General features: G+C 72.5%; 26 protein-coding genes. 6 read left to right on the forward strand and 20 right to left on the reverse strand.

Features of this window, described 5'->3' with window-relative positions:
• Positions 1 to 327: 327 nt before the first annotated feature.
• The 4 genes from E3328_RS08120 to E3328_RS08135 all read right to left on the reverse strand — a co-directional run bounded on the left by E3328_RS08120 (position 328) and on the right by E3328_RS08135 (position 3731).
• Positions 328 to 885, reverse strand: a complete 558-nt coding sequence (locus tag E3328_RS08120; protein WP_135364075.1) for an NAD(P)/FAD-dependent oxidoreductase — start codon at positions 883 to 885, stop codon at positions 328 to 330.
• A gap of 87 nt (positions 886 to 972) precedes the next feature.
• Positions 973 to 1446: an SRPBCC family protein gene (locus tag E3328_RS08125; protein WP_135364076.1), complete on the reverse strand. Its 474-nt coding sequence runs from the start codon at positions 1444 to 1446 to the stop codon at positions 973 to 975.
• A gap of 89 nt (positions 1447 to 1535) precedes the next feature.
• Positions 1536 to 2789, reverse strand: coding sequence for a Glu/Leu/Phe/Val family dehydrogenase (locus E3328_RS08130; protein WP_135364077.1), 1254 nt, complete (start codon positions 2787 to 2789; stop codon positions 1536 to 1538).
• An 81-nt stretch (positions 2790 to 2870) separates the two neighbouring features.
• Positions 2871 to 3731: an HpcH/HpaI aldolase/citrate lyase family protein gene (locus tag E3328_RS08135; RefSeq protein WP_135364078.1), complete on the reverse strand. Its 861-nt coding sequence runs from the start codon at positions 3729 to 3731 to the stop codon at positions 2871 to 2873.
• Here E3328_RS08135 and E3328_RS08140 point away from each other — a divergent pair.
• The gene (locus tag E3328_RS08140) at positions 3678 to 4334 is read left to right on the forward strand and encodes a MaoC family dehydratase (RefSeq protein WP_342775083.1); all 657 of its coding nucleotides are present in this window, start codon (positions 3678 to 3680) and stop codon (positions 4332 to 4334) included. The genes E3328_RS08135 and E3328_RS08140 overlap by 54 nt on opposite strands.
• A gap of 161 nt (positions 4335 to 4495) precedes the next feature.
• Here E3328_RS08140 and E3328_RS08145 read toward each other — a convergent pair whose 3' ends face one another.
• Both E3328_RS08145 and E3328_RS08150 read right to left on the reverse strand, forming a co-directional pair.
• Positions 4496 to 4861 (reverse strand): DUF5658 family protein, encoded by a 366-nt coding sequence (locus E3328_RS08145; RefSeq protein ID WP_135364080.1) that lies wholly within the window; start codon positions 4859 to 4861, stop codon positions 4496 to 4498.
• 224 nt (positions 4862 to 5085) lie between these two features.
• Positions 5086 to 5457: a DUF5658 family protein gene (locus tag E3328_RS08150; RefSeq protein ID WP_246022934.1), complete on the reverse strand. Its 372-nt coding sequence runs from the start codon at positions 5455 to 5457 to the stop codon at positions 5086 to 5088.
• A 225-nt stretch (positions 5458 to 5682) separates the two neighbouring features.
• Between E3328_RS08150 and E3328_RS08155 the strand changes: the two genes are divergently transcribed.
• The gene (locus E3328_RS08155; protein ID WP_135364081.1) at positions 5683 to 6327 is read left to right on the forward strand and encodes a chemotaxis protein CheC; all 645 of its coding nucleotides are present in this window, start codon (positions 5683 to 5685) and stop codon (positions 6325 to 6327) included.
• A gap of 11 nt (positions 6328 to 6338) precedes the next feature.
• Complete coding sequence (locus E3328_RS08160; protein ID WP_135364082.1) at positions 6339 to 7049, forward strand: 5-formyltetrahydrofolate cyclo-ligase; 711 nt, start codon at positions 6339 to 6341, stop codon at positions 7047 to 7049.
• Positions 7050 to 7073: 24 nt separating this feature from the next.
• On the opposite strand, the gene E3328_RS08165 is transcribed toward E3328_RS08160, so the two are convergent.
• The 12 genes from E3328_RS08165 to E3328_RS08220 form a co-directional block, all read right to left on the reverse strand.
• On the reverse strand, positions 7074 to 7454 hold the full coding sequence (locus E3328_RS08165; RefSeq protein WP_135364083.1) for a DUF8147 domain-containing protein: 381 nt from the start codon (positions 7452 to 7454) through the stop codon (positions 7074 to 7076).
• Between the two features lie 54 nt (positions 7455 to 7508).
• Positions 7509 to 9179, reverse strand: a complete 1671-nt coding sequence (locus E3328_RS08170) for a helix-turn-helix transcriptional regulator (RefSeq protein ID WP_135364084.1) — start codon at positions 9177 to 9179, stop codon at positions 7509 to 7511.
• Between the two features lie 195 nt (positions 9180 to 9374).
• Complete coding sequence (locus E3328_RS08175) at positions 9375 to 9881, reverse strand: DUF7344 domain-containing protein (protein WP_135364085.1); 507 nt, start codon at positions 9879 to 9881, stop codon at positions 9375 to 9377.
• 364 nt (positions 9882 to 10245) lie between these two features.
• Positions 10246 to 12573 carry a DEAD/DEAH box helicase gene (locus tag E3328_RS08180; protein ID WP_135364086.1) on the reverse strand — a complete coding sequence of 776 codons (2328 nt, stop codon included), beginning with the start codon at positions 12571 to 12573 and terminating at the stop codon, positions 10246 to 10248.
• Between the two features lie 87 nt (positions 12574 to 12660).
• On the reverse strand, positions 12661 to 13176 hold the full coding sequence (locus tag E3328_RS08185; protein ID WP_135364087.1) for a hypothetical protein: 516 nt from the start codon (positions 13174 to 13176) through the stop codon (positions 12661 to 12663).
• 66 nt (positions 13177 to 13242) lie between these two features.
• The gene (locus E3328_RS08190; protein WP_135364088.1) at positions 13243 to 15924 is read right to left on the reverse strand and encodes an integrin alpha; all 2682 of its coding nucleotides are present in this window, start codon (positions 15922 to 15924) and stop codon (positions 13243 to 13245) included.
• Between the two features lie 385 nt (positions 15925 to 16309).
• Entirely contained in the window at positions 16310 to 17074 is a 765-nt protein-coding gene (locus E3328_RS08195) for an SDR family NAD(P)-dependent oxidoreductase (RefSeq protein WP_135364089.1), read from the reverse strand.
• Positions 17075 to 17122: 48 nt separating this feature from the next.
• Positions 17123 to 18712 carry a hypothetical protein gene (locus E3328_RS08200; protein ID WP_135364090.1) on the reverse strand — a complete coding sequence of 530 codons (1590 nt, stop codon included), beginning with the start codon at positions 18710 to 18712 and terminating at the stop codon, positions 17123 to 17125.
• A complete protein-coding gene (locus tag E3328_RS08205; protein WP_135364091.1) occupies positions 18709 to 19455 on the reverse strand; it encodes an ABC transporter ATP-binding protein in 747 nt (248 codons plus the stop codon). The genes E3328_RS08200 and E3328_RS08205 overlap by 4 nt, the downstream gene beginning before the upstream one ends.
• Before the next feature lie 82 nt (positions 19456 to 19537).
• Positions 19538 to 20104, reverse strand: coding sequence for an NUDIX hydrolase (locus tag E3328_RS08210; RefSeq protein ID WP_135364092.1), 567 nt, complete (start codon positions 20102 to 20104; stop codon positions 19538 to 19540).
• A gap of 77 nt (positions 20105 to 20181) precedes the next feature.
• A complete protein-coding gene (locus E3328_RS08215) occupies positions 20182 to 20748 on the reverse strand; it encodes an NUDIX domain-containing protein (RefSeq protein ID WP_135364093.1) in 567 nt (188 codons plus the stop codon).
• Positions 20749 to 20751: 3 nt separating this feature from the next.
• Positions 20752 to 22581: a S9 family peptidase gene (locus E3328_RS08220; protein ID WP_135364094.1), complete on the reverse strand. Its 1830-nt coding sequence runs from the start codon at positions 22579 to 22581 to the stop codon at positions 20752 to 20754.
• Between the two features lie 218 nt (positions 22582 to 22799).
• On the opposite strand from E3328_RS08220, the gene E3328_RS08225 reads away from it, so the two are divergent.
• Positions 22800 to 23264, forward strand: a complete 465-nt coding sequence (locus tag E3328_RS08225; RefSeq protein WP_135364095.1) for a hypothetical protein — start codon at positions 22800 to 22802, stop codon at positions 23262 to 23264.
• 28 nt (positions 23265 to 23292) lie between these two features.
• Here E3328_RS08225 and E3328_RS08230 read toward each other — a convergent pair whose 3' ends face one another.
• Positions 23293 to 24024: a peptidase M10A and M12B matrixin and adamalysin gene (locus E3328_RS08230; RefSeq protein WP_135364096.1), complete on the reverse strand. Its 732-nt coding sequence runs from the start codon at positions 24022 to 24024 to the stop codon at positions 23293 to 23295.
• A 161-nt stretch (positions 24025 to 24185) separates the two neighbouring features.
• Between E3328_RS08230 and E3328_RS08235 the strand changes: the two genes are divergently transcribed.
• Both E3328_RS08235 and E3328_RS21900 read left to right on the forward strand, forming a co-directional pair.
• Positions 24186 to 25244: a glycosyltransferase gene (locus E3328_RS08235; protein ID WP_135364097.1), complete on the forward strand. Its 1059-nt coding sequence runs from the start codon at positions 24186 to 24188 to the stop codon at positions 25242 to 25244.
• A 58-nt stretch (positions 25245 to 25302) separates the two neighbouring features.
• Positions 25303 to 25455 (forward strand): hypothetical protein, encoded by a 153-nt coding sequence (locus E3328_RS21900; RefSeq protein ID WP_167837340.1) that lies wholly within the window; start codon positions 25303 to 25305, stop codon positions 25453 to 25455.
• Positions 25456 to 25477: 22 nt separating this feature from the next.
• On the opposite strand, the gene E3328_RS08240 is transcribed toward E3328_RS21900, so the two are convergent.
• The gene (locus E3328_RS08240; protein WP_135364098.1) at positions 25478 to 26332 is read right to left on the reverse strand and encodes a M14 family metallopeptidase; all 855 of its coding nucleotides are present in this window, start codon (positions 26330 to 26332) and stop codon (positions 25478 to 25480) included.
• Positions 26333 to 26401: the final 69 nt, after the last annotated feature.

Below are 26401 nucleotides of genomic sequence, written 5' to 3' on the forward strand. Positions count from 1 at the left end.
TGCTCTGACGGTGGATGAGCACCGCACGCCGCAGGCGCGCGGAGCGCAATCGGCTGGGGGTGTGTGGCTGCGGTGCTGTGCGGGGTGGTCGCGGTGCTGTGCGGGGCGGTCCCTGGTGGACTAAACGGGCGAGGCGCGCTCGCGTTTATCCAGTCGCCTGAGCGACCCCTACCCGAAGCGGCCGCGAGGCCGCGAGGGTATGTCGCTCAGCGACCGCGAGCGCGGCGAGGGCTTTCAGCGCTCACTCTCGGTTACGGTCGCAGCCACCAGATCGAGCGAGCCGTCCCACTGACCGACGGTCGTCGCACCGGTGTCCCGGTAGCGAGTCTACTCCGCGTCCGCGGGCGTGTCGAAGTCGTGGAAGTGCTCGCCTTTCTCCTTGGTGAGGACGTTCAGCGCGGCCGCGGCGCCGTCCCCGGCCGAGATGACGGCCTGCCACTCCTCGGCGCGGACCATCGCGCCGGTAGCGTAGGCGTCGTCGACCGAGGTCTCCATGTCCACGCCCACGTCGACCACGTCCTCGTCGGTGAATTCACAGCCCAGCTCCTCCGCGAGGTCGCGGCTCGCGCCGGTCGCGAGCACGAGGTAGTCCGCGGCGAGGTCGTCGTCCTCGCCGACGACGCGGAACTGGTCGCCGTCCTGCTCGACGGTCTGGACTTCCTCGCCCTGGCGGCGGTCGACGCCGAAGCTATCGACCTGCTCCCGGGCGTCCTCCACGAACGCCGTCCCGTCCTCGCTCTCGATGCCGAGGTAGTTGAACAGGTGGGCCTTGTGCATCCACGTCTCGTCGGTGTCGAAGACGACGGTGTCGAGGTCGTTCTTCGCGGTGAACAGTGCGGCGCTCAGGCCGGCGGGACCTCCGCCGACGACAGCTACGTCTGTCATACGTGAGCAATGTACGGGCAACGGGAAAGTCGTTGGCCTACCCGGGGTCGGTTTCCGGAAGCGCGCCGGGGCGCCGACCGACCGCGCTCACTCGAGCAGCTCCCTCGTCTTCCGGTGGCGATACCGGAACATCGGCTCGAAGCCGATCCGACCGAGCGGGCCCAGCAGCCCCCGCACGACGGGGAGTTCGTACTCGACGCGGTCGTGGACGCGGGTGCCGCCCTCGACCGCCTCGAAGGAGTGAGTGTGGACCCACTCCGGGAACGGCCCGCGCAGCATCTCGTCGCGGAACAGGGCCTCGCCGTCCCCTTCCTCGCGGGCGGCGATGTAGGAGACCCACCGCTGGCGCGGCGCGACGCCGAACGGCGCGACGGTCGCCTCGACCTTCGACCCCGTCTCCAGCACCTCGGGATCGGGCTCGCCGTCGGGCCCGACCGACGACTCGACCCGGAGGCGCATCCAGTCGGGCGTCAGCGCCTCCAGCCCCGACGCTCGCGAGTGAAACTCCCAGACCTCCTCGAACGGCGCGTCGACGACCGTCTCGCGCTCGTAGACCGGCATACCCGTCGGTTGGTCCCCGGGCCGTAAAACCGGCGTGTCCAACGAGTGTGGTCCGCCGGGGGAGCGGACCGGCTCGACTCGCCGCTCCGCTACGGCCAGACGCCGGCCTGCTCGCTGGCGCGGAGGACGCGCTCGATGGCGACGACGTATGCGGCGGTCCGGAAGTTCGGCAACTCGCGGTCCTCGTAGGTCGACGCCAGCCGGTCGAAGGCGTCGACAATGACCGTCTCGAGTTCGTCGTTGACCCGCTGCTCCGACCAGTAGAAGCGCTGGCGGTTCTGCACCCACTCGAAATAGGAGACCGTCACGCCGCCGGCGTTGGCGAGGATGTCGGGGAAGACGTGTACGTCCCGTTCGGTGAGCACGTCGTCGGCGTCGGGCGTCAGCGGGCCGTTGGCGGCCTCGACGACCACGTCCGCCTGCACGTCTTCGGCGAGGTCGGCGTCGACGGCGTTCTCCAGCGCCGCCGGGACGAGCAGATCCACGTCCAGCGTCAGCAGCTCCTCGTTCGGGAGCGTCTCGGGCGCGTCGTAGTCGACCACGTCGCCGGTCTCGTCCTTCCGCTCTTTGACCGCGCGGACGTCCAGCCCGTCGGGGTCGTAGGCGGCCCCCGAGGAGTCCGAGACGGCGACGACGCTGGCGCCCAGGTCTTCCAGCAGCTTCGCCGCCACCGAGCCCGCGTTGCCGTAGCCCTGGACGGCGACGGTCGCACCCTCGACTTCCTTGTCGAGGTAGTCGAACGCCTCGCGGGCGGTGAGCATCACCGACCGGCCGGTCGCCTCGACCCGGCCCGCCGACCCGCCGCTGTCGGGCGCCTTGCCGGTGACGACGCCCGGTTCCGTGGTGTTCTCCAGGGTCTCGTAGGTGTCCTTGATCCAGTTCATCTCCCGCTGGCCCGTGTTCACGTCCGGTGCCGGGATGTCCCTGTCCTCACCGACGATGGGGCGCAGCTCGGTGGCGAACGCGCGCGTGAGCCGTTCGAGCTCGTCCGCGGAGTGGTCGTCGGGGTCGACGACGATGCCGCCCTTGCCGCCGCCGTAGGGGATGTCGACGACCGCGCACTTGTAGGCCATCCAGCCGGACAGCGCCTTGACCTCGTCGCGGGAGACCTGCGGGTGGTAGCGGATGCCGCCCTTGTAGGGGCCGCGGGCGCCGTTGAACTGCGAGCGGTAGGCGCGGAACACCTCGATCGACCCGTCGTCCATCTCGACCGAGAGGGTCGTCTCCAGGACGCGCTCGGGGCGTTTGATCCGTTCGAGCGTGCCGGCGTCGACGTCGAGGTGGGCGGCGGCGTCGTCGACCTGCTCCCGGAGACTCTCGAAAGGGTTCGTCTCCTCTGACATGCGTCAGATAAGGGTCACCGCGGGGATAAGGATTCGGCCGGCGGCCCGGCCGGTCGACCGCTCGCCCCTCTCGGAGGCCGCTCACTCGCGGACGCCGGCCGCCCGCGCGCGCTCCATCACCCGCTCGGCCTGCGCGACCAGCGGCGCGTCGACCATCTCGCCGTCGACGGCGAAGACGCCCCGCCCCTCGGTGTCGGCGTCCGCCTTCGCGGCCAGCACCCGCTCGGCCCACTCGACGCGCTCGGGGTCCGGCGTGAACGTCTCGTTGATCGGGCCGACCTGCGAGGGGTGGATCGCGAGTTTGCCGTCGTAGCCGAGTTCGAGCGCGAACTCGGTGTCGGCGCGCAGGCCCGCCTCGTCCTCGAAGTCGGTGTACACCGTGTCGACCGCGTCGACCCCCGCCGCGGCCGCCGCGAGGACGACGTGCTCCCTGGCGTGGAGCACCTCCGTCCCCTCGTCGGTCCGGGTCGCCCCGATGTCGGCGGCCAGGTCCTCCGCGCCGAATATCAGCGCGTCGGTCGGCTCGGCAGCCGCGACCGCCTCGGCGTGGAGGACGCCCGCCGCGGTCTCGACCAGCGCGAGGACCGGCGGGTCGGCGTCGCGTTCCGCCGCCAGGTCCGCCAGGTCGGTCACGTCGTCGGCCGACTCGGCCTTCGGCAGGACGAGCGCGTCGAGGGCGGCCCGCGCGTCGCCCGCCAGTATCGCGTCGAGGTCGTCGGCCGCGCCCCGACCGGGCGGCCGGACGCGCACGCACACCTCCGGGTCGGCGCCGGGGCCGAGGTCGGCGAGGACCTCCTGCACGGCCGCGCCGGCCTCGGCCTTCCTGTCCGGCGCCACGGCGTCCTCGAGGTCGAAGACGACGGCGTCGGCGCCGGTCGCCGGTGCCTTCTGCATGAGTTCCGGCCGGTCGCCCGGCGCGAACAGGACGCTCCGGCGTGTCATACCTCCCGCTCCGGGCGGCGGCCGCTTGAAACCACGGCCGTCCCGGGCAGGCACCGACGTGCCGACCCGACGCCGTCGTTCGCGACCCGGAGACCTCCGCGCCACCCAACCGTTAACCGCCGCCGAGCCGACCGTCGGGGTATGCCCGGGCGCTACTACGAGGAGTTCGAGGTGGGCGAGACCATCGTCCACGACAAGCGCCGCACGGTCTCGGAGGCGGACAACCAGCGCTTCTGCGACCTGACGATGAACCAGCAGCCGCTGCACCTGGACGCCGAGTTCGCAGAGGGGACGCAGTTCGGCGAGCGGGTCGTCAACGGCCTCTACACGATGAGCCTCGCGGTGGGGCTGTCGATCCCGGAGACGACCGACGGGACCATCGTCGCGAACCTCTCGTACGACGACGTGGAGCACCCGGCGCCGGTGTTCCACGGGGACACGCTCCGCGCCGAGTCGACGGTGACGGACAGACGCGAGACGAGCGACGGCGAGCGCGGCGTCGTGACGATGCACGTCGAGGCCTACCGCGTCGAGGACGGCACGGACACGCTCGTCTGCGAGTTCGACCGGACGGTGCTGGCGGAGAAGCGACCGGAAGAGTAGCGACCGGACGGGCAGAACCCGACGAGTAGCGACCGGACGAGCAGTGACTCCGGACCGTCGGACCGAACCGGACGGGGAGCGTGTCCCTCTGTGGAGAGTTGGGGGGAGCCGCCGGGACGGATCCCACGGCCGTCCCGGTCGTCCGGACACGACCCCGTCGGTCAGGCGGTCGCGAGCGCGACCGAGTTGACGAGGACGGTCGCCGTCCACGGGAGCGCGAGCCCCAGTGCGATGGCCGTCCCGTATCGCGGGCGGAGCGCCCGGAGCGCGCCGGCGCCGCAGACGACCAGGAGCTTCGCCGCGCCGAGCGCGGCGATCCCCAGGCCGCCGATGGCCCGGCGCATCACCGGGTTGCCCTCCGCGAGCCCCATCGACAGTCCCAGCCACGTGGTGTACACGTCGAGTGCCACCGACGCGGCGACGACCAGCCACAGCGCTCGCTCGACGTGCCGGCCGTCGGCCGCGCGACCGAGCAGCTCGCCGATCCCCCGCAGTCTGTCCGTACTCGCCAGTGGTGTGCCGCGCATCGTACCCACCGCACGCCACCCCCCACCCAGAGGGGTGGATCGTGCGTGTGGGTGCTCGTCACAGCCCCTGAAAAAAGGATCGCTTCGGGCCACACTCGCCCCTCGACGGGAGCGGGTGCGCGCGGCAGAAGCGACGACAGGGGAGCGGCCGGGCCGCCACGTCGTCGGGCCCGGAGCGGCCTCGCTGTCGCAGCGGCGCCGGGAACACGGAAGCGGCCCCGCTGTCACAGCGACGCCAGGAGCGCGGCGTTGAACAGGACGGCGAGCACCCACGGGACGGCCAGCCCGAGCGGCGCGACGATGGCGTACTCGGGCCAGAGGAAACGGAAGAGGAGCGCGACGCCGACGGCGCCGGCCTTCGCGAGGCCGAGCGCTGCCAGACCGAACGTCTCGAGCGCCTGTCGCATGAGCGGGTTGCGCTCGACGAGACCGATCGAGAGGCCGTACGCGGTCAGGACGATATCGAGCACCAGCGCCCAGCAGACGAGCACCCACAGCAGCAGTTCCAGGTCGGACACGGAACCCGGAACCGCGCCGAGGTGCCCGTCGAGGGCCGACGAGTCGAGGGCGGTCGGATCGGTCGTGGCGAGCGGCATGTGTGGAGTCGGGACGGGTCGGTCGGTCGCCGGGGGCACGTCGGACCGCCCACCCGCCGTTTGCTACCGGGAGCGACACGCCCAAGAGTATACGTCGCTTATGCGCCCTATCGCCGGGTATCGAGGGACTACCGCTTCGACGCCGCTGTCGAAGCCGCAGGGGCGGCGAGCCGTGCTGTGCGCCGTTGCCAGCACGTTTACGGTGGTCCGGTCCCACCGAAACGTATGGATTACGAGGTCGACGTGCGGAAACTCGAACTCTTCAACGAGATGGCCAGGGAGGGGGCGGCCACCGTCTCCGACCACCTCAACCAGCTGTCGGGACTCGACACCGAGATCGAGGTCTCGAAGATCAACTTCCTCGACATGGCCGACGTGCGCACCCACCTCGGCGCCGACGAGCAGGTCGGCATCTACGTCGAGCTGACCGAACCGCCCTACGGCTACGTCCTCTTCGTGCTCGAACCCGCCGGGAGCAAACGGCTCGCCCGGGGCATGGTCGGCGACATGGGGAGCGGCGAGGCCGAAGACGGCTTCTTCACCGAGATGGAGCGGTCGGCCATGCAGGAGATCGGCAACATCATGACGAGCGGGTTCATCGACGGCTGGGCGAACGTCCTCGACACGACCATCGACATGTCGACGCCCTCGTTCGTCTTCGGCCCCGCCAGCGACATCGTCGACGAGATGGGCGGCTGGCCCGACGAGGAGATCGCCTTCGTCGTCGACTCCCACATCGTCGCCACCGACGCCGACGTGGAGGTCACCGTCTACACCTTCCCGCAGCTGGCCGCCCTCGTCGAACTGATCCAGAACATCGACGTGACGACCGACGTGGGCGCCGACACGGCCGCCTCGGACGTGCTCTGACCGGTCGAACGATGAGCCCCGACAAGGAGACCCTCCGACAGGCCGTCTGGGACGACCTCGAAGACAGCGGCGAGGCCCGCTTCCCCTTCCCGCCCCACGGCCGCATCCCCAACTTCGCCGGTGCCGACCGGGCGGCCGACCGCCTGGCCGACCTCCCCGAGTGGGCCGACGCCGACACGCTCAAGGCCAACCCCGACGCGCCGCAGCTGCCCGCCCGCCGCGGCGCTCTCGACGCCGGGAAGACCGTCTACATGGCCGTCCCGCGCCTGCGCGACGAGCGCTGTTTCTACCGCCTCGACCCCGCCGACCTCGACGACCCCGACGCCGCCGCCACGGTCTCGGGCGTCGACGCACACGCCGAACAGGTCGGCCCCGACGCCGTCGACCGGATCGACCTCGTCCTCGTCGGCAGCGTCGCCGTCTCCCCCGCCGGCGCCCGCGTCGGCAAGGGCGAGGGCTACAGCGACCTGGAATTCGCCGTCCTCTCGGAGCTGGGGCTGGTCGACGCCGAGACGACCGTCGTCACCACCGTCCACGAGCGGCAGGTCCGCGAGGGGATCGACCCCGACGCCCACGACGTGCCCATCGACGTGGTCGTCACCCCCGAGCGGACGATCCGCACCGACTCGCCGTTCGAGCGACCCGACGGGGTCGACTGGTCGGCGCTCTCCGAGGAGCGGATCGACGAGATCCCGGTCCTGGAGCGGTTCCGGCCCGACTGACCGTCCCCCGCCGGCGCGTGTCGGTCACCTCGTCAGCGAGTCGGTCTCGGCGAGTTCCAGGGCGTTCGTCCCGGCCGCGGTGAGGACGGCGACGAGCGTCGCCAGGGTGAGCGCCCGGGAGGGCGGCAGCGAGAACGCCCCGACCGCGACGGCGAGCACGAGGAGGAAGGCGGCGCCGAACGCGCCGACGGCGGCCGCGACGCGACGCTGGCGGTCGGAGGCGTCCGCGCCGCTCCCGACGACGACCGCCGCGGCGGCGGTCGCGCCCGCGACCAGCCCGACCGGGAGCCCCACGAACAGCGAGAACTCGATCCACCGGAGCGCGAACTCGGTGACCGCGGCCCCGACCGCGAGGAAGACCGCCAGTCCGGCCACCGCGGCCGCCGCGAGCGTGCGAGCGTGCATACCTGTCGGTTCTCGCGGACGGGTGAAATAACTCGGCCGCCGCGGGGCGGGCGCCTACTCCTCGAAGGCCGATTCGGCGCCAGGCGGGAGGTCCTCGGGGCGCATGACGACGTTGCCCCGGCCAACGTCGACCTTGACGATGCTGTCCTCGTCTTCCATCGCCGAGAGGACGCGGCTGACCTTCGACTTCGACCAGTCGGTCTCGTCGACGAGGTCGGCCTGGCGCATGCGCCCGTCGTGCTCGTCGAGCAGCGTGAACACGACCTCCTCGTCGGAGAGGAACTCGGTCGGCACCTCCTCGTCGGCGACCGACGGCTCCTCGGTCGTCCCGGCCGCGTCGCCGGAGACGGCGGCCGCGGCCGGTGCTTCGGGCCCGCCCGCGTCACCGGGGTCGTCTCCCGAGGCGCCGGACCCGAACACCCGGCGGAGCCGCGCGAGCGGCGCGCGGCCGGACCACGCCAGCAGGGCGACCACCGCGATCCCGGCGACGGTCACGCCGACCAGGCCGGCGAGCGCGAGCGACAGCCGGTCACCCATGGTGTCGACCTCCCTGGGGTCGGGGATCCCGTCGCCGTCCGTGTCGGGGTCGGTCGGGTCCGTCTCGTAGCGGTGGACCTCCGGACCGTCTTCGAGACCGTCCCCGTCCGTGTCGGGGTTGGTGGGGTTGGTGTCGTAGGTGTGGACCTCGGCGCCGTCGTCGAGGCCGTCGTCGTCGGTGTCGGGGTCGGTCGGGTCCGTCTCGTAGCGGTCGACCTCGGCGCCGTCCTCCAGCCCGTCCTCGTCGGTGTCGACCTGGTTGGGGTCGGTCTCGTAGGTGTTGACCTCGAGGTTGTCGTCGAGGCCGTCCCCGTCCGTGTCGTTCTCCAGCGGGTTCGTCTCGTACTCGTTGATCTCGGCGCCGTCGTCGAGGCCGTCACCGTCGCTGTCGGGCTCAGTCGGGTCCGTCTCGTAGGTGTTGACCTCGGCGCCGTCGGCGACGCCGTCGCCGTCCGTGTCGGCCTTGTTCGGGTTGGTCCCGAGTTCGAGCTCGCGCCGGTCGGCGAGGCCGTCGTCGTCCGTGTCGACCTTCGTCGGGTCCGTCTGGTAGCGGTCGACCTCGGCGCCGTCTTCGAGCCCGTCGTCGTCCGTGTCGGGGTTCGTGGGCGAGGTCTCGTAGGTCTCGACCTCGGCCGCGTCGGAGAGCCCGTCGTCGTCCGTGTCGTTCGACCGGAGCGAGGTCCCCAGCGACGCCTCCCGCTCGTTGGTCAGGCCGTCGTCGTCGAGGTCGCCGCCCCGCGTGATGACGGTGACCGGGTAGGTCTCGGTGTCCAGCGGGGTCGACGCGTTGGGCGCCGTCACCGAGACGCGGAGCCGCTGCTCGCCGGTGCGGTTGGCGGGCCACGAGCCGACGCCGACGGTGACGGTCCGGTTGTCGCCGGCCGCCACCGAGACGGACTGACAGCCCAGCCGGCGGTCGTCGCTCGCGACGGCGACGCAGGCCGACCCGCCGTCGAGGCCGCGCTCGCTCTCGACGGTGACGGCGAAGCGGTGGGCCCCGGACTGCCAGAGCGTGAGGTCCTCGCCGAGGGCGTCGACGGCGCCGTCGCCCTCGTAACTCGTCTCCGTGATCTCCGCATCGGCCTGTGAGACGCCCGTCGGCGCCTCGGGGGCCACCGGGGCGAGCGGTGTCGCGGTACCGGCCAGTAAGAGCGCCGCGAAGGCCCAGACGTGGACGTTCCGTACCATGGAGTCGTGGATCGTGTGCCGTCGCCGCCGTGGCCGGCCGCTCCCGCGCCCCGCGCACGTGCGGGCGGGACTGCTACCTGTAGGGTTCCGGGCGTTAGGAACCTTACGCCCCCGTCTGAAGGGTATGCCCACCCTTCCGCGGTCAGGCGCCGCTTTCCGGACGCCCGCTCGGGCGCCCGCGTCGGTAAGCCGTCGTTAGGAGAGGCGCCCGCCCCCGGTCGTCACGTCCGCGTCGCAGCCGGACGGCCCGTCGACCTCCGTCTCCGCCCCCGTCCCCGCTTCCGCCCCGGGCGCGGCGTCGTCGGCGAGGTCGCCGAGTACACGGCCCGCGGACTCGCACCCGCTGCGGTCCGTCCACGGCTCGCTGACGGAGAGTTTCATCTCCTCGGAGAGGCGGACGGTCCCCGAGCGCGGGTCGTACGCGAGGACCCCGAAGTCGTCGAGCTTCGACAGGTGCGCGCATCCGAGGCGCCGACGGACGCGGTCGACGAGTTCCCCGTCGACCTCGGCCGGCTCCTCGCGGCCCCGCCACCACCCCACGAGGTGGGCCGCCAGCGCCTCGACCGACGACCGACCGCCGACCGACTGCAGGTGATAGAGGATCGCCCGCCGCTCCCAGTCGGAGAAGATGTCGTGCATGGTCCGGATGCCCGCCGAGTCGACCCGACTGCTGTCCCGTGTCGCTGCCGTGCGCGTGTGCATGTTTGACATGATTCGTGACGGGGGGATCCGGGCCGGCGCCGCCGACGCCGGTGGTCCACCTCGCCCCGTGTCTCTTCGGACGCCCGACAGTGCCAAAGAACCGCAAACACGTCCCGTCAGTTGTAGCGGTTTACCGCCGTCCCGTCGCTCCGAACCCCCCGAAATCGGTACACACGGCCGAGTTCGGACGGTCCCGCCGATCGGACCGAAACGGTCGAAACGGACGGGCGTACGTCCGGAACACTCGAAACAATCACGACGCCGACCGTTTCGGAACGGGGCGATCGCCGCGCGGGTCCCGCCGCTCGTCGGGCGAGGTCGGCGGCTCGTCGAGCGACGGGTTCGGGAGGGGAGCCGACGGCGGCTACTCGACGAGCGCGGCGAGCAGGTCGGCGGCCAGGTCCTTCTCCAGCGGGTCGTTGGCGTTGCCGCAGTGGGGCGACTGGACGCAGGCCGGACAGCCCGACTCGCAGGGGCAGTCCCGGAGCATCCCCAGCGTCCGCTCCATCAGGTCGACGACCGTCTCGTAGGCCCGCTCGGTCAGCCCGACGCCGCCGGGGTAGCCGTCGTAGACGAAGACCGTCGCGCAGTCGGTGTGGGGATGCAGCGGCGTCGAGAGCCCGCCAACGTCCCGCCGGTCACAGAGAAATGACAGCGGGAACAGCGAGATCATCCCGTGTTCGGCCGCGTGGATCGCCCCCGGGAAGGCGTCGGGCTCGTCGCCCGCGACCCGGATATCGGTCTCGACCGCGCCCGGGACCGTGAAGTAGACGGCCTCGGTCTCCAGCGTCGTCTCGGGCAGGTCCAGCGACTCCCGGCCGATCGGCTCGCCGCTTTGCCTGTCGTAGCGCTCGAAGCCCGTGATCTGCTTGCGCATGCTCACGTCGGCGAACCGGACGGTCACCTCGGGGTGGGTAGGCAGGGTCTGCTCCCGGCGGTCGTCCTCGACGGTGATCGTCTTGTCGTGGAGTACCTGCGTGTAGTAGTCCGGGCGTACGGGCGCCAGGTCCGCCACGTCCGAACGCAGGTCCAGGTCCACGACCTCGTAGTCCTGGCCCTGGTGGTGGTAGACGGCCCCCTCGTGGGCGTCCCGCAGCGCGTCCGCGAAGGGGAGCTCCGCGATCCGGTTCCCGTTCCGGCGGTCGCGAAGCTGGACCTCGCGGTCGCCGACGGTCCGCAGGCTCATCTCGTGTTGGGGACTGCCCTCTCCCGAGTACAGCCAGCGGACGCCCGCGTCGGTGTTCCGGCGGTCGAGGGCGCCGGTCTCGGTCAGGTCCGCGACGATATCGGGGAACGGCTCGCCGAAGTGGCGGTCGTCGTCGGGCCGCAGCCACGTCTCCCGGGCGGCCGCGAGGGCGTGCTCCGGCAGGAGGTGTTCGTTCTCGGGGTTGGAGATGGCCTCCTCCGGTTCCTCGTCGAAGAAATCGCGCGGGTGGGCCATCAGGTACTGGTCGAGCTGGTCCTCGCCGGCGACCATCGCCACGAGCGACGGGTCGGTCCCCCGGCCGGCGCGGCCGCCCTGCTGGAACGCGGCCATCCGCGTCCCGGGGTAACCGTCGAGCAGGACCGCGTCGAGGCCGCCGATGTCGACGCCGAGTTCGAGGGCGTTCGTCGACCACACCCCCCGGACCTCCCCGGAGTCGAGGCCGTCCTCGATCTCGCCGCGGCGCTCGTCGGTGAGCGCCGCCTGGTAGGCCTCGACGGACCGCGCCAGATCGTGTTCGCCCCGCTCGCGCAGGTCGCTCGCGCTGTCGGTCGCGTACCGTTCCGCGACCTGCCGGGACTGCGTGAACACGACGGTCTGGTGGCCCTTCGCCACGAGGTCGACGAACAGCCGCTTGGTCTCGACGTGACTGGAGCGCCGGCGGCCGCTCCCGAACCCCTCGCCGCCCTCGTACTCCGGCGGGTTCCAGAACAGCCAGTGGGTCGGCCCCGTCGCGCTCGTGTCCTCGTCGACGAGTTCGAACGACCCGTGCGACTGGCCGGTGACCGTCGCCGCGTGGTCGACCGGGTTGCCGATGGTCGCCGAGCAGCAGACCCAGTCGGGGTCGGCGTCGAAGCGTTCGCAGAGCCGCTGGAGGCGGCGGAAGACCAGCGAGACGTGACTGCCGAACACGCCGCGGTACTCGTGGACCTCGTCGACCACCACGGTCTCCAGGCGCTCGAAGAACCAGTCCCACAGCCGGTGGCCGTGGGGCATGATCCCGTAGTGGAGCATGTCTGGCGTCGTCAGCAACACCGTCGGCTGGCGGTCGCGGATGGCCTCTTTCTCTTTCCTGTCCTGCCGACCGGTGTACTGCGCGACGGAGACGCCCGACCCGAAGCCGAGGCCGTGCGCGAGGTCGGAGAGCGTCTCCTCCTGGTCGTTGATGAGCGCGACCTGCGGGGCGATATAGAGGGTCGTCGCCCGCTCATCGAGCGCCCGCTCGAAGGCCGGCACCGTGTAGCCGACCGACTTCCCGCTGGCGGTCGGCGTCGCCAGCACGACGTTGTCGCCGTCCCGAACCGCCGAGACGGCCCGCGCCTGGTGGTCGTACAGCCGGTCGATCCCCTCCGACTCCAGCGCGCTCGCCAGCCGCGAGTCCAGCTCCACGTCGCCGAAGGTCGCCTCGCGGCCGGGCGTCGTCCGCCGCTCGGTGATCTGGCCCTCGTAGTAGGGGCGGCCCTGCAGCCAGCGGATCGTCTCGTCCACGTTGCTCCCCTCTCGGCAGCGACGCGGGAAATCCGTTGCGCCTCACGCGTTCCCGCGGCCGGCACCCGGGGCTCCCGCGACCGACACTCACCGGGTCCCGTCGCGCGTTCGGCGGTATCGGCGAACGAGCAACCCGAGCGCGAAGCCGAGCGTCGACAGGACCAGAACCGGCGGGACGAACGCCGCGGCCGACGGCAACTGGTACCCGAGCGTGACCGTGCCGGTCGGGTCTCCCAGCGGCCCACCGCGGCCGACCGAGAGGTCGGTAACGACGACCGACGCGGCACCGAGTTTCGACGCTGTACCGAGCGCGAGCGTCGGCAGATACCCGCGGTTCAGATACGCGTAGCCGGCCGTCAGCGCGACCACTACCAGGAACCCCGGGACAGAGAGGCCCAACGCCGTGTTGACGACCGACCACTGCGACAGGGGGAATCCGGGATCGTAGTACGAACGGATGAACGCGGACCTGACTGCCGCGCCAGCGACGACGAGCACCGCCGAAGCGAGGAGGGCGAGCGCGGTCCGTCGCGGTCGGTCACCGACGAGCAGCGCTCGCGGATCGTCGATCCGGAGGAAGCCGCGGTCGATGCTCGTCGCCATCGTCCGCTGGTCGTCCACGGGAGCGAAAAAAGTACGGTCGAAGGGAGCCGTCCCGCTACGGCTCTATCACTCCTCGGTCCGGAGCTTGTTGCCCGCGAGGACGACCATCGAGAGGCCCATCATCGCGAAGAAGGGGACGGGGAACAGCGGCGACCGGGACATCGTCTCCAGCGCGGTGGCGTCGCCGTCGGCCATGTTACCCGCGCCGCCGTCGTCCGGCGTCGCGGTGGGGGTCGCGGTCGGCGTCGGCGTGTCCACGTCGGCGTTGTCCGGGAACGCCTTGGCTGCGCCGTCGTCGAGTTCACCCGCCGTGAACCGGAGGTCGGCCTGGCCCGCGGCACAGGGCTCGCTCGCCGAGCGCTCGCCGGTCACTTCGCTCCCCTCTCCGGCCTCGATCTCTCCGGGACTGCCGGAGACCTCGTAGAGGGCGCCGCCGGCCTGGTGGACGACCGAGACCGGCGCGGGACCGCTCCCGCCCTCGTCGTACTCGGCCGCGACCGGCTCGCCGTCAACCTCCGCTACGTCCGAGAAGATGATCACCCGCCGCTCGGTCTGGTCCGAGGGGAAACAGAACGCGACGAAGTCGATCGTCTCCTCGGCCGGCTCCGGCGTGGCAGTCGGCGTCTCGGTTCCCGGCGTGGCAGTCGGAGTCGCTGTCGGCGTCTCCGTTCCGGGCGTCGCGGTCGGCGTCTCCGTGTCGTCCGGGGTCTCCGTGCCCGGCGGCACCTCGGTCTCGTCGGGCGTCTCGGTTCCGTCCGGCGTCTCCGTCTCGTCGGGAGCTTCGGTCGGCGTGGCCGTCTCGGTGGGCGTGGCCGTTTCGGTCGGCGTGGCCGTCTCGGTGGGCGTGGCCGTCTCCGTCAGCGTGGCCGTCTCGGTGGGCGTGGCCGTCTCCGTCGGCGTCGGAGTGGCCGTTTCGGTCGGCGTCGGGGTTTCCGTCGGCGTCTCGGTGGGCGTGGCCGTCGGCGTCTCGGTCGGCGTCTCGGTCGGCTCGACGACTTCGCAGCCACTGATGGCGACGTAGGCCGCGCCCGCGTTCGTCCGGTTCAGCGAGTCGTTGTACGGCGCGCCGACCGCCACGTCGGCGAAGCCGTCGCCGTCGAAGTCGCCGGCACCGACCGAGTAGCCGGCGCGGTCGCCGTCGGCCGCGCCGAGGAACGCCGTCGACGCGTCCGAGAGGTTCGCCGCCGCCGGGAGCGACTCGTCGCCGGCGACCAGGTACGCGCTGCCGGCGTTCGGCGCGGTCGAGTCGTTCAGCGGCGCGCCGACCAGCACGTCCGCGACGCCGTCGCAGGTGACGCCGTCGTCGCCGGTGTCGGCGACCGACCAGCCGGCCCGGTCGAACGGTTCGGCGCCCGCCAGCCGAACGTCGGCCCCGGCGAGCGACGATTCGCGGGCCTCGTCGCCGTCTTCAGCCTCGTCACCGCTGTCGTCGGACTCGCCGCCGGACGCTGCGAAGTCGTCGTCGCCGTAGACGACGTAGGCCGCGCCCGAGTTCGTCCGGTTCAGCGAGTCGTTGTACGGCGCGCCGACGACGAGGTCGGCGACGCTGTCGTTGTTCACGTCGCCGGCGGTCGAGACGGCGTAGCCGGCGCGGTCGCGCTCCGACTCCCCGACGAAGGTCGCCGTCGCGTCCGACAGCGGGACCGTCCCCTCGCTGGAGCCGTTCACGACGTAGGCCGCGCCGGACTGGTTGATCCACTCCGCGTCCGCGTCCTCGGGGGCGCTGGCGTTGTACCGCGGCGCGCCGACGACCACGTCGGCCGCGCCGTCGTCGTCGAAGTCACCGGCCGGCGCCACCGCCCAGCCGGCCCTGCTCCCCGCGCGCTCGCCGACGAACGTCGCGTCGGCGTCGGAGAGGTTCACCTCGCCCGGCGCGTCCCCCACCTCGTCGGCGGCGTCGGCGATCGACTCGCCGTCGACGACGTAGGCCGCGCCGGCGTCGCTCCCCTCGTCGGTGTCGACGCCGGGCGCGCCGACGAGCACGGCGCTCGCGTTCGCGGCGTCCGAACCGTACGCATCGTCCGACTCGTCGTCACCGTTCGCGTCGGCGCCGTTCGCATCGCCAGCCTCGTCGCTCGCGTTCGCCCGGAGCGCCGACACGTCGTAGCCGGCGAGGGCGTTGGCCTCGGCGCCGGTCAGCACCGCGTCGGCGTCGGTGAGGTTCATCGTCGCCGGCATCGACTCGTCCCCGTAGACGACGTAGGCCGCGCCCGCGTTGGGCGCGGTGCTGTCGTTGTACGGCGCGCCGACGACCACGTCGGCGTAACCGTCGCCGTTCACGTCGCCGGCGGTCGACACCGACCACCCCGCGAGGTCGTTGTTGTCGGCGCCGCGCAGCACGACATCGGCCCGGCTGAGGTTCACCGACGACTCGTCGACCGGCCCGTAGACGATGTAGGCCGCGCCGGTGTTCGGCCCCGCCGACGCGTTGCGCGGGGCACCGACGATCAGGTCCTCGACACCGTCGCCGTTCACGTCGCCGGCCGACGCGACCGACCAGCCGGCCGTGTCGTTGGCCGCCTCACCGCGGAGGGTCGCGTTCGCCGACGAGAGGTTCACAGACGGCGGGTAGGCGTCGGGCGACTCCTGTACCTCCTGGGCGTGTACTCCCGGGGCGTCCTCGCCGTCGTCGGTCCCGGCGACCAGCCCGGCCGCGCCGACGGCGACTGTGCTCCCGAGCAACACCACTGCGACGACCAGGAGAGTCCGTCCCCGTGTCGATCCGCCACCGAGTAACGACTCGAACATGGTGCCGGCCACGGATACCGCAGTCGTTGTTATTCGGCGACCACTGCGAGTAACCACGGGTCGGCGCCGCGACAACGCCTCGTTACCCCGCGCGGCGACCGACCGCGGGCTCCGCGGAGACACGCCGACACCTCGACCGGTTGACGACCGCTCGGAGGGGCCCCGACGCGTCCACGCGGCCCGCCGGTAGGTCGACCCACAGCGCGAAAAAGACGATATTTGTCGGCGCAGTCCCGCGGTTACGGCCCCGTTCGTCGGACCGGCGGCGACGCCGGGGTCGGTCGATCTCGCCGGGTCCGCGCCGGCCGGCGCGGGCACATGTCAGCGCTACTCGAACCGATAGACCGTTCGGCGACTACCCCGCCGGCGAGCGCGAGCGGTCCCGTCAGACCGAGCTTCGGTCGTAGCCGCCGTCGACGGTGATGATCTCGCCCGTGGTGAACGAGGCCGCGTCGCTCGCGAGGTAGAGCGCGGCGCCGCTGATCTCGTCGGGGGTCGCCACGCGGTCCATCGGCGTGCGCTCGTCGACGCCCTCGCGGAACTCGGAGCCGTCCTCCAGTTTCGGGCCGGCGAGTTCCGTCTTGACGAAGCCGGGGGCGATGGCGTTGACTCGCACCTCGGGCGCGAGGTCGGCGGCCGCGGCGCGGGTGAGCCCGTCCAGGCCGGCCTTCGCGGAGACGTAACTCGGGCGGGCCTCCCGGGACTGGCGGGCCGACATCGAGGAGACGTTGATGATGGCTCCCTCGTCCATCGCGGCGCCGAACTCGCGGATCGCGCGGAAGGCGCCGGTCAGGAGCACGTCGATGTCCTGGGCCCACTCCTCGTCGCTCATCTCCGTGACCGGCGTCGTCGCGACCGAGCCCTGGGAGGTGACGAGCGTGTCGACCGCGCCGAGCGCGTCCTCGACGGTCTCCCGGAGGGTCTCGATGGAGTCGGGGTCGCGGACGTTGCAGGTCACCTCGACCGTCTCCGCACCGAGATCGCGCAGTTCCGCGGCGGCCTCGGCGACCGACTCCTCCGAGCGGCTGGTCGCGACCACGTCCGCCCCGCCGCGGGCGAACGCGCGGGCGATCTCCAGCCCGATGCCGCTCGTGCCGCCGATGACCACCGCGTTCTGCCCCTCGACGCTGATGCCGTCGGATTCCGTCATGGTTTCAGGAGCCCGCGCTCGACGGGAGTCGGTTTCGGTTCGGGCCCGTCACTCCATCGAGTAGGCGTCGACCTTCGCGACGGCGTGGCGATAGGCCCGCCAGGAGACGGCGGCCGCGAGGACGGCGGTCGCGCAGACGCCGGCGGCGACGACCGCCGGGTCGACCGCGGCCGGTCGTGCGTAGGCCCCGAGGGTGCCGAGCCCCGGCGCGGCGACGAGGATCATCCCGAGGGTGTAGGCCGCGGAGGCGGACTTGTTCGGGATCTGCACGTCCTCGCCGAGCAGCCCCTCGTCGCCGGGCGGGTAGTGGACCCCGACGGCCAGCGAGCACAGCGGCGCGGCGACCGCCAGGGCGACGGCGAAGACGCCGACGGCGGCGACGACCAGCGGCGAGCGGACGCCGGCGCCGATAGCGGTGCCCAGCGCGGCGCCGGCGAGCAACGGCATCGCGGGGAGGACGACGGCGTAGGCCTTCGCACGGACGAACGTCGCCCCCGAGACGCCGGCGGTCAGCAGGCCGGGCAGGGCGTCGCCCTCGGTGCCCAGCGGGTTGAGCGTGAAGCCGCTGCCGGCGGCCAGCGCGCCGGTAACGGCGACGAGCGGCGCGTACATCGCGGCGCCGAACGGGCCGCTGTAGACCAGCTGTTCGGCCGTGACGAGCCCGACGAAGACGGCCGGGTAGACGTACCACAGCGTCTTCGGCGTGCGCTTGGTCCGGCGCCAGGTCGTCTCGACGAGCGCGGCGGTCGGCCGCGGGACGACCGACGCGAGCACGTCCCTGACCGGCGTCGTCAACGCCGGCGGCCCCTCGGTCTCGTCGTCCCCGTCGTCGAGCGCGCGGTCGCCGTACCAGACCGCCTCGGCGAGGCGGACGGTGGCGGCCAGCGACGCGAACAGGAGGCCGAGGCTCCCGAGGAGGAACCCGCCGGCGCGGGCGAGCGAGGCGCCGGCGCCGGGGACGGTCACGAGCAGCAGGTCGCCGGCCCACGACAGCGGCGTCGGCGCCAGCGCGGCGCCGACGGCCTCGCGGGTGAACAGGACGAGGTAGAACAGCCCGAGCATCCCGACGCCGAGGCCGAACCGGGCGTTGTTCGAGAGGCCGTAGCCGTCGAGCACCCACCGCGCGGCGAAGCCCACGGGGGCCGTCACGACGCCGGCGACGACGAACAGCCAGAGGCTGCCGGCGACCAGCGAGACGGCGGCGACCGGCTCGCCGGCGCCGAGCGAAAAGGCGACCGCGCCGGCGAGCGCGACCGGCCAGAACAGCGCCGTCCAGACGGCGGTCTGGCGGGCGACGCTCCCCACGGCGACCGCGCGGGTGTCCGTCGCCGTCAGGAACGCCACGTAGCGGTCCTTGAACTCGCTGTTGCCGCCCGCGGCGCCGAGCACGCCCATCAGCGCGAGCAGGACGAGCCCCGCCAGCACCGCCCCGCGGAGGCGGGTCACGACCGGCGCGACCTCGCCGGCGGCGAACCGCCGGCCCAGGTCGTAGGCGCCCGGGCCGACGAGGCCGGACACCTGCAGCCCGAAAAACGCCGGTATCAGGAGGAAGAAGGCCGTCATCCGCGTCGACTCGCGGACCTTCCGGTAGGTCTGGCGGAGTGCCGTCCGCGCGACGACGACGGCCGGGTCGGTCATGGCGACTCGCGCAGGCGGACAGACACGTCGTCGCTCGTCAACTCGACGAAGGCGTCCTCCAGCGTGTCGCCGTCGCGGGCGGCGACCAGCCGCTCGGGGTCGTCCTCGGCGAGCAGCCGCCCCTCGGAGAGCAGGCCGACTGTGTCGGCCAGTTCGTCGACCACCGAGAGCACGTGCGTCGAGAGGAAGACGGCGGTCCCGTCGTCGCGCAGCTCGGTGAGCAGTTCCTTGAGCGTCCGCGCGGCGTTGGGGTCGAGCCCGCTCGTCGGCTCGTCGAGGAAGAGCACGTCGGGCTCGTGGACGACGGCCTGGACGACGCTGGTCTTCTGTTTCATCCCCTTCGAGTAGCTCTCGATGCGGTCGTCGGCGGCCGCCAGCCCGAACCGGTCGAACAGGGCGTCGACCCGCTCGCGGGCGCGCTCGGGGTCGAGCCCGCGCACGTCGGCTACCGCCGAGAGCTGCTCGCGAGCGGTGAGCTTCTCGTACAGCGGCGGCGTGTCGGGGACGTAGCCGATCCGCTCGCCCAGCCGGTCGCGGTCGCGCACGTCGACGCCGGCGACGGTCGCGGTCCCGTCGCTGGGCCGTGTGAGACCCGTCAGCAGCCGCATCGTGGTCGTCTTGCCGGCGCCGTTGGGACCGAGGAAGCCGTAGATAGTCCCGGCGTCGACGGTCAGGTCCAGCCCCTCGACGGCGGCGACCGACCCGTAGCGCTTCGTGAGCCCGTCGGTCTCGATGGCTGCCACTGGCGGGTGTAGGGGTCAGCGCCGCGGTAAGTGTTCCGGTGGAGCGAGTCCCCGGCGGGGGAGAGGTGCCGCGAGAGTCCCGTCAGTGCGACGGGACGGCCGACTCGGGCAGGGTGGGGTGCCAGCGGACGCCCTCGGGCGTCGCATCGTCGGTGGCGTCGCCGGCGGGGTCGCCGTTCGCCCCGGTTCGCCGGGTCGTCCCTTCCGTCGGCGTGGTCCCGGCCGCGGCCGATCCCTCCGTCTCGGCGACGAAGACGGCGATCAGTCGGTAGACCGGCGGCCGCTCGGGGTCGTCCTCGTCGCGGACGCCCAGGATCGTCACGCGCGCGAGGCCGGTCAGCGAGCAGGCGACGCCGGTGGCCTCCCGGACCGCGGCCTCGGTCCCGGGGACGACGCGCTCGTCGGTCGCCGGTTCGCCGTGAGGGACGACCCACTCGCCGTCGCGCTCGACCAGCAGCACGTCCTCGCTGTCGTTGTACAGCTGGACGTACGCGTCGACGATCCCGTCCTCGCAGCGGTCGCCGGCGCGCTCGTAGGCGTCGCTCGCCACCGCGAGCGTCGTCTGGTTGACGGGGAACCCGCTGTACTCGTCCTCCAGCGCGACCAGCCGCTCCTCCACCCTGTCCCGGGAGACCTCGGCCACGGACATCGTCCGCACCAGCGCCCACTCCACCATAAACCCGTTCCTTCGTTCAGGGCCCGCGAGCGGGTCGCCGGCCGCCTCGGTCACTCGCCCGCCGGGTACGGCCGGTCGGCGACCTCGGGGTACAGCACCGTCTCCGGCGGCTCCGCGGCCCACTGGACGGCGGCGATCTCTCCCTCCCGTGGCCGCGGCTCGCCGCCCGCGTGCTCCCCGTCGAAGATCACGATGAGGCTGGCCAGCGCCGGCCGCTCGGGGTCCGTCCGGTCGACGAGTTCGAGGACGTGCGCCTCGCGGACGCCCGTGATCGTCGCCTCGACGGCGGTCTCCTCGCGGACCTCCCGGCGGGCGGCCGCCTCGAAGGACTCGCCGGCCTCGCGCTTGCCGCCGGGGTCCGCCCAGCCCTCGTCGCCCTCGTTGCGGACGAGCAGCACCTCGCCGGCGTCGTTCGTGACCCAGATCCCGGCGCCGCCGTTGGCGCCACCGGCGATCCGTTCGCGGTCGCGCTCGTAAGCGTCGGGCGCGAGCTCCCACCGCCTGTCGACGCGCTCGAAGCCGTCGTAGCGCCCACGCAGGTCGGCCAGCCAGCCGGCGACCCGCTCGCGGGAGCGTTCCGGGAGGTCGGTGGCCGGCGCCCGTTCGTCCTCTCCCATCGCTCAGACGTGCTCGTCGAGGAAGTCGACGACCGCGGTGTAGGCCTCGATCCGGTTCTCCCGTTTGGTGATCCCGTGGCCCTCGTCGTCGAAGACGAGCTTCTCGACGGGGACGCCCTGCTCGGCGGCTTCCTCGGCGATCTGTTCGGCCTCGCCCAGCGGCACCCGCGGGTCGTTGGCCCCGTGGAGGACGAACAGGGGCGCAGCGATCGACTCGACGTTGTTGATCGGCGAGACGGATTCGAGGAACTCCCGGTCCTCGTCGAGCGATCCGTACTCCGCCTCGCGCAGTTCGCGGCGCCACGGGCCGGTGTTCTCCAGGAACGTGACGAAGTTGGCGATCCCCACGATGTCGACGCCGGCGGCCCACAGGTCGGGGTACTCCGTCAGCGCCGCCAGCACCATGAACCCGCCGTAGGAGCCGCCCATCGCGACCACGCGGTCGGGGTCGATCGCCTCGTGATCCGTCAGCCACTCGACGGCCGCCTCGACGTCCGCCACGGAGTCCATCCGATTCTCCACGTCGTCGAGGTGGGTGTACTCCCGGCCGTAGCCCGTCGACCCGCGAACGTTGGGCTCGAAGACGGCGTAGCCCCGCGAGAGGAAGTACTGCGTGAGCCCGGCGAACGAGGGGCGGCGCTGGCTCTCCGGGCCGCCGTGGATGTCCACGATTACCGGAGTCTCGCCGGCCTCCCAGTCGTCGGGCAGCGAGAAGAACCCGGGGATCGCCCGGTCGTCGAAGGTCGGGTAGCGGACGAGTTCGGGCTCGACGAATGAGGACCTCGGGATGCCCGCGGTGGAGGCGTCAGTCCAGCGCTCGAACTCCCCAGTCCCGATATCGACGACGTAGACGTTCGTGTTCTCCGTCCGGCCGGTCGCCGAGCACGCGAACCGCTCGGCGTCGTCGTCGAAGGCGACGCCGCCGGCGACCCCGCCCGGGAGGTCCGGCGCGGGGAACTCGTCGATCTCGGCCGGGCCCGCGAGTTCGCCGACCGTGAGGTCGGTGTAGCCGTCGACGTTCCGGGAGTAGACGAGCCGACCGGTGTCGTCGTCCAGCGCCACGCCGCCGACGTTCCACTCGCCCCCGTCGGCCACGACATCGAGCGCATCGGCCAGGTCGGACTCGTCGGGGTCGTCGCCGACGGCCGCCAGGTCGAGGCGAGCGAGGTACTTCGTGTCCGACTCGTAGTCGGTCGTCAGGTACAGGGCGTCGCCGTCGGGGCTCCACTGGGCGCTCGTGAACCGCACGTCGCCGTCGTGTGGCGTGAGGTGTCGGCGCTCGCCCGAGTCGAGGTCGAGGACGTAGAGGTCCTGGTCGAAGTTCCAGTGGGCCTGCGAGACGAGCAGGCGGTCGTCGGCGGGCGCCCAGCCGCCGACCGACAGCCAGCCGTCGCCCTCGTGGACGAGTTCGGCGTCGTCGCCCGTCTCGGTCCGGCCCTGGACGTACACGTCGAAGACGGACTCGTCGCGGCGGTTGGAGGCGAACGCGAAGCGGTCGCCGTCGTGGGACCACCCGCCCCAGCGGTGTTTCGCGTCGGGGCGGGCGGTGAGGTCGGTGATCGTCCCGTCGTCGGCGTCCAGCCGGTAGAGCTGGGCGCGCTCGTCGCCGCCCTCGTCCATGCCGAACGCGAGCTCCCGGCGCTCGGGCGACCACGAGGCGAAGGTGACCCGCTCCTCGAAGAAGGTGCGCTGGACGGGCCAGCCCCGGGGTTCGTCGAGCGTCCAGACCTGGGGAGTGCCGGTGGCGTCAAGCAGGAAGGACAGCGTCCCGTCGGGCGCGAACGAGGCGCCGTAGGCGCTGCGCACGTTGAGATACCGGTCGAGGTCGTACATACCCCGGGCAAGCGGCGGGACGGAGAAAGTCCTTCCGGGCGGCCGAGCGGGGCCCGCTCGGCCCGTGCGGGCGGTCCCGCGGTTCCGGTAGGCGTGCCAGACCGCCACAGTAAGTGCGGGTTTGGCGCCGGTGGGACGGACACAACGGGGGAAACGTTGCGTCCCTTCCTCGAATGCCCGCGAATAACGAAACGGCCGACGCCCCAGCGTCGAAACGCATGTACCGCACACTCGCGACAGTCTGCATCGTCGCCCTGGTCGCCCTCGCCGGCTGCGGGGGCCCCGGCCCGGGCGCCGGAACCGACACGGCCGCCGTCGGCGAGGACGGCGACGACGGCACCCCCGCGATCGGCGACGAGACCGAGACGGAAGGCGACGGCCTGATGGACACCGAGACCGAGGCGGACGACGGCCTCGGCGACGAGACCGAGACCGAAGCGGATGGCCTCGGCGACGAGACCGAGACCGAAGAGGATGGCCTCGGTGACGAGACCGAGACCGAAGAGGATGGCCTCGGCGACGAGACCGAGACCGAGGACGGGACGCCCACCGACGAGGGCGGCGTCATCGGCGACGAGACGGACACCGAGACCGACGACGGCGGTGTCATCGGCGACGAGACCGAGACGGACGACGGTATCGCCGAGGACGACACCGAGACCGAGACGGACGCCGCGAGCTAAGGCGCGACGACGTTCGCCGCTTTTTTCGTCACCGTAGCGCACGCGCAGCGCAGTCCGCGTAGCGCAGGTCGAGTCGCCGCTCCGAGGCGCCGTCGTCGCTCGGGTACGCGCCCCCGCAGACGTTCCCGTCGGCGAGCTGTTCCTCGCGGACCCGTTCGGACGCCCAGAGGTAGCTGCCGACCATCGGGCTCGCGACGAGCGCGTCGCCCTCCCGCCGCGCCGTCCCGTGGGCGTGAGTGGCGCCGAGGGCGTGCCCGACCTCGTGGAGGAGCAGCTGCGTCGCGGCGGCCGGGACCGAGTAGGGGACGACCGTCGGTCTCTCCTCGACTGGGGGCATCCGGGCGATGTACGCCCCGCCGGTCGCCGCGGCGACGTGGGGGCGCGCGTACCCGGCGGGCTGGCGCCGCGGGTCGCCGTCGGTGACGAGCAGGTTCACGTCCCCGACGGGGTCGACCTCCCCGAGCCCGACCAGCCCCTCGGCGACTCGCATCGGCCAGTCCCTCCCGAGCGAGGCCTTGCCGCCCTCGTGTGGCAGCGCGACCGTCGACGGCGCGAACTCGACGGTGGCCGCGTCGAGCGCCTCGTCGAGCGCCCCGCCGAGGTACCCCTCGACCCTGTCTTCGAGGGCGTCGTGCGTGGCCGCGGACTCGCTGAACCAGACGCGGACGACGAGCGCATCCGGCGTGCTCGCCGCCCGGCGCCCGGCGACTCCCAGCGACAGCGCCACCCCGGCGCTCGCAAGGAACGCCCGTCGATTCACTACCGGCCCGATCCCCACAGGGCGGCGATAAGCGTTGTTGCGCGGTAGGTGCGAGTTACTCCGGCGAGAGCGGCTACGGAGGCGCCGCGGTACGGCTGCCTTACCCGCTCGGCCCCGAGGGATCGCGGGGATTTTTGATACCCGACGCCATCGTCCGGCGTATGCGCGTCGCGTTCGTCTCGATGGAGACGACCCACTATCGGGACACCGAAGGCGCCCGCCGGTTCGAACGCGTCGCACGCCACCTCGCCGCCCGCGGCCACGACGTGACCGTCTTCTGCGCCCAGTTCTGGGAGGGCGACGAGGAGACCGTCGAACGCGACGGCGTCACCTACCGCGGCGTCACCATCTCGCCCGCGCTCACCTCCTTCGCCCTCCGCCTGCCCGCGCTGCTCGCGCTCTACGACCCCGACGTGGTCCACGCCCGACCCGACCCGCCCGTCGGAGTCCTCGCCGCGAGCCTCGGCGGCACGCTCGCCCGGGCGCCCCTCGTCGTCGAGTGGTTCGGCGACGAGTCGGTCGACGACTCGCGGTTCGCCGACCGCGCCGCCACCCTCCCGGACACCGTGGTCAGCCCCTCGGAGATGGTTCGCACGCGCGTCCGCGAACGCGGCGCGACGACCGAGGCCACGCAGGTCGTCCCCGAGAGCATCGACATGGAGACGGTCAGGGAGACCGAGCCCGCCGAGGAGGTCGACGTGGTCTACGCCCACCCCCTCGACGGGAGCGCCAACCTGGAGAGCCTCCTGCTCGGGCTCGCCGAGCTGCGCGACCGCGACTGGTCGGCGACGGTCGTCGGCGACGGTCCGGAACGGGAGGGCTACGAGCGACAGGTCCGTGACCTCCGGATCGACGACCGGGTCACCTTCGCCGGCGCCTGCGACCGCGCCGAGCGAGTGGCCTACTACAAGGGGGCCCACGCGTTCGTCCAGACGGCCCGCCGGGAGTACTTCGCGAGCGAGCTGCTGTGGGCGCTGGCCTGCGGCTGCGTCGGCATCGTCGAGTACCAGGCCGAGTCCAGCGCCCACGAGCTCATCGAGGAGGTCGAGCGCAGCTTCCGCGCGACCGACCCCCAGCAGATCGCCGACGCCATCGTCGACGCCGGCGAGTTCGAGCGGCTGACCGTCGACGAGGAGTACGCCGCGTTCGACCACGACGCCGTCCTCGAACGGTATCTCCAGACCTACCGGGACCTCCAGACCGAGTACGGCCTGCTGTGAGTCGGGCCCCGCGGCGACGGGTCCTTGTCGCTCGCCCGCTTACCGATCGGTGGTAGCGATGATCCCGCCGTTCCTCCGCCGGTGTCCCGACTGCGGGAAGACCGGCCTGTCGCGGTCGTTCGAGACGGTCGACGCCGACGGGGAGCGACGCGTCGAGTGCCCGCGCTGCGGTCACCGGTTCCGGCCGGTCGACCGGCCGACGCTGAACTGACCGGGCCCGTCGCCGGCCCCGCTCAGCCGCCGGACCGGCCGGACGGGGCGCCGAGCGCGGCGACCGCCTCGCGCGCCTCGGCGAGCGACTCGCCGAGTTTCTCGCCCCGGTAGCCGAACACGTCGGGGTAGCCGTCGGCGGAGAAGAGGATCGGGTGGAAGGGGGCGTCGGCGACCAGGTCGCGGCCGTCGGCGCGGGCGTAGGCCGTCCCGGCGGCGACTCGCTCGAAGTTCGAGACGTACACCTCGTGGGAGTCGCCCGCGGGCTTCGGGACGGTGTCGACCATCCGGTAGAAGTCGCAGGCGGTGTCGGGGTGGTCGTCGGGGAGCGCGCCCCGGCGCCGCAGGAACGCCCGCGCGAGGTGTTCGGCGCTGTCGGCGGCGGCGTCGGTTCCCTGGGGACCGACCTCAGCCTCGACGACGGTGCCGCAGGTGGTGACCGTCCCCTCGGTGACGCCCGTGTGGTCGACGACGTGGGGGACCGGAAGCTCCGCCGCCAGGTCGAACTCGGCCGGCTCGGACCGGTGGGCGAACGCGAACGGCGTCGGCTGCGAGCGCGTCCCGTGGATCGACAGCGCCGTGAGCGGGCCGATCCGCTCGCAGAGGCGCGCCGCGAGCCGCTGTTCGCGGTCCCCGGTCGGGTCGCCCGGGAACTGCCGGTTCAGGTCGGAGTCGAGATAGCGCCGGCCGGCCGCGACGGCCGCCGGGTGCGCGACGACGAACGCGACGCCGCGTTCGAGGTCCAGCGGCGCGGCCCGCAGTCGACGGACCGCGCGGACGCCGCCGGGTTCGTCGCCGTGGACGCCGCCGACGACGGCCAGCTCCGGCTCGCCGGGCCCGCGGACGGTCACGTCCGGCGGGACGAAGCCATCGGACATACGCCCGGTTGGAGCTCGCGCCCGGTCAACGCTTCGCCGGGCGTCGGGCCTCGCGGCCGCCGCCACGGC

This window comes from Halosimplex halophilum, from assembly GCF_004698125.1.
GTDB classification, from domain to species: domain Archaea; phylum Halobacteriota; class Halobacteria; order Halobacteriales; family Haloarculaceae; genus Halosimplex; species Halosimplex halophilum.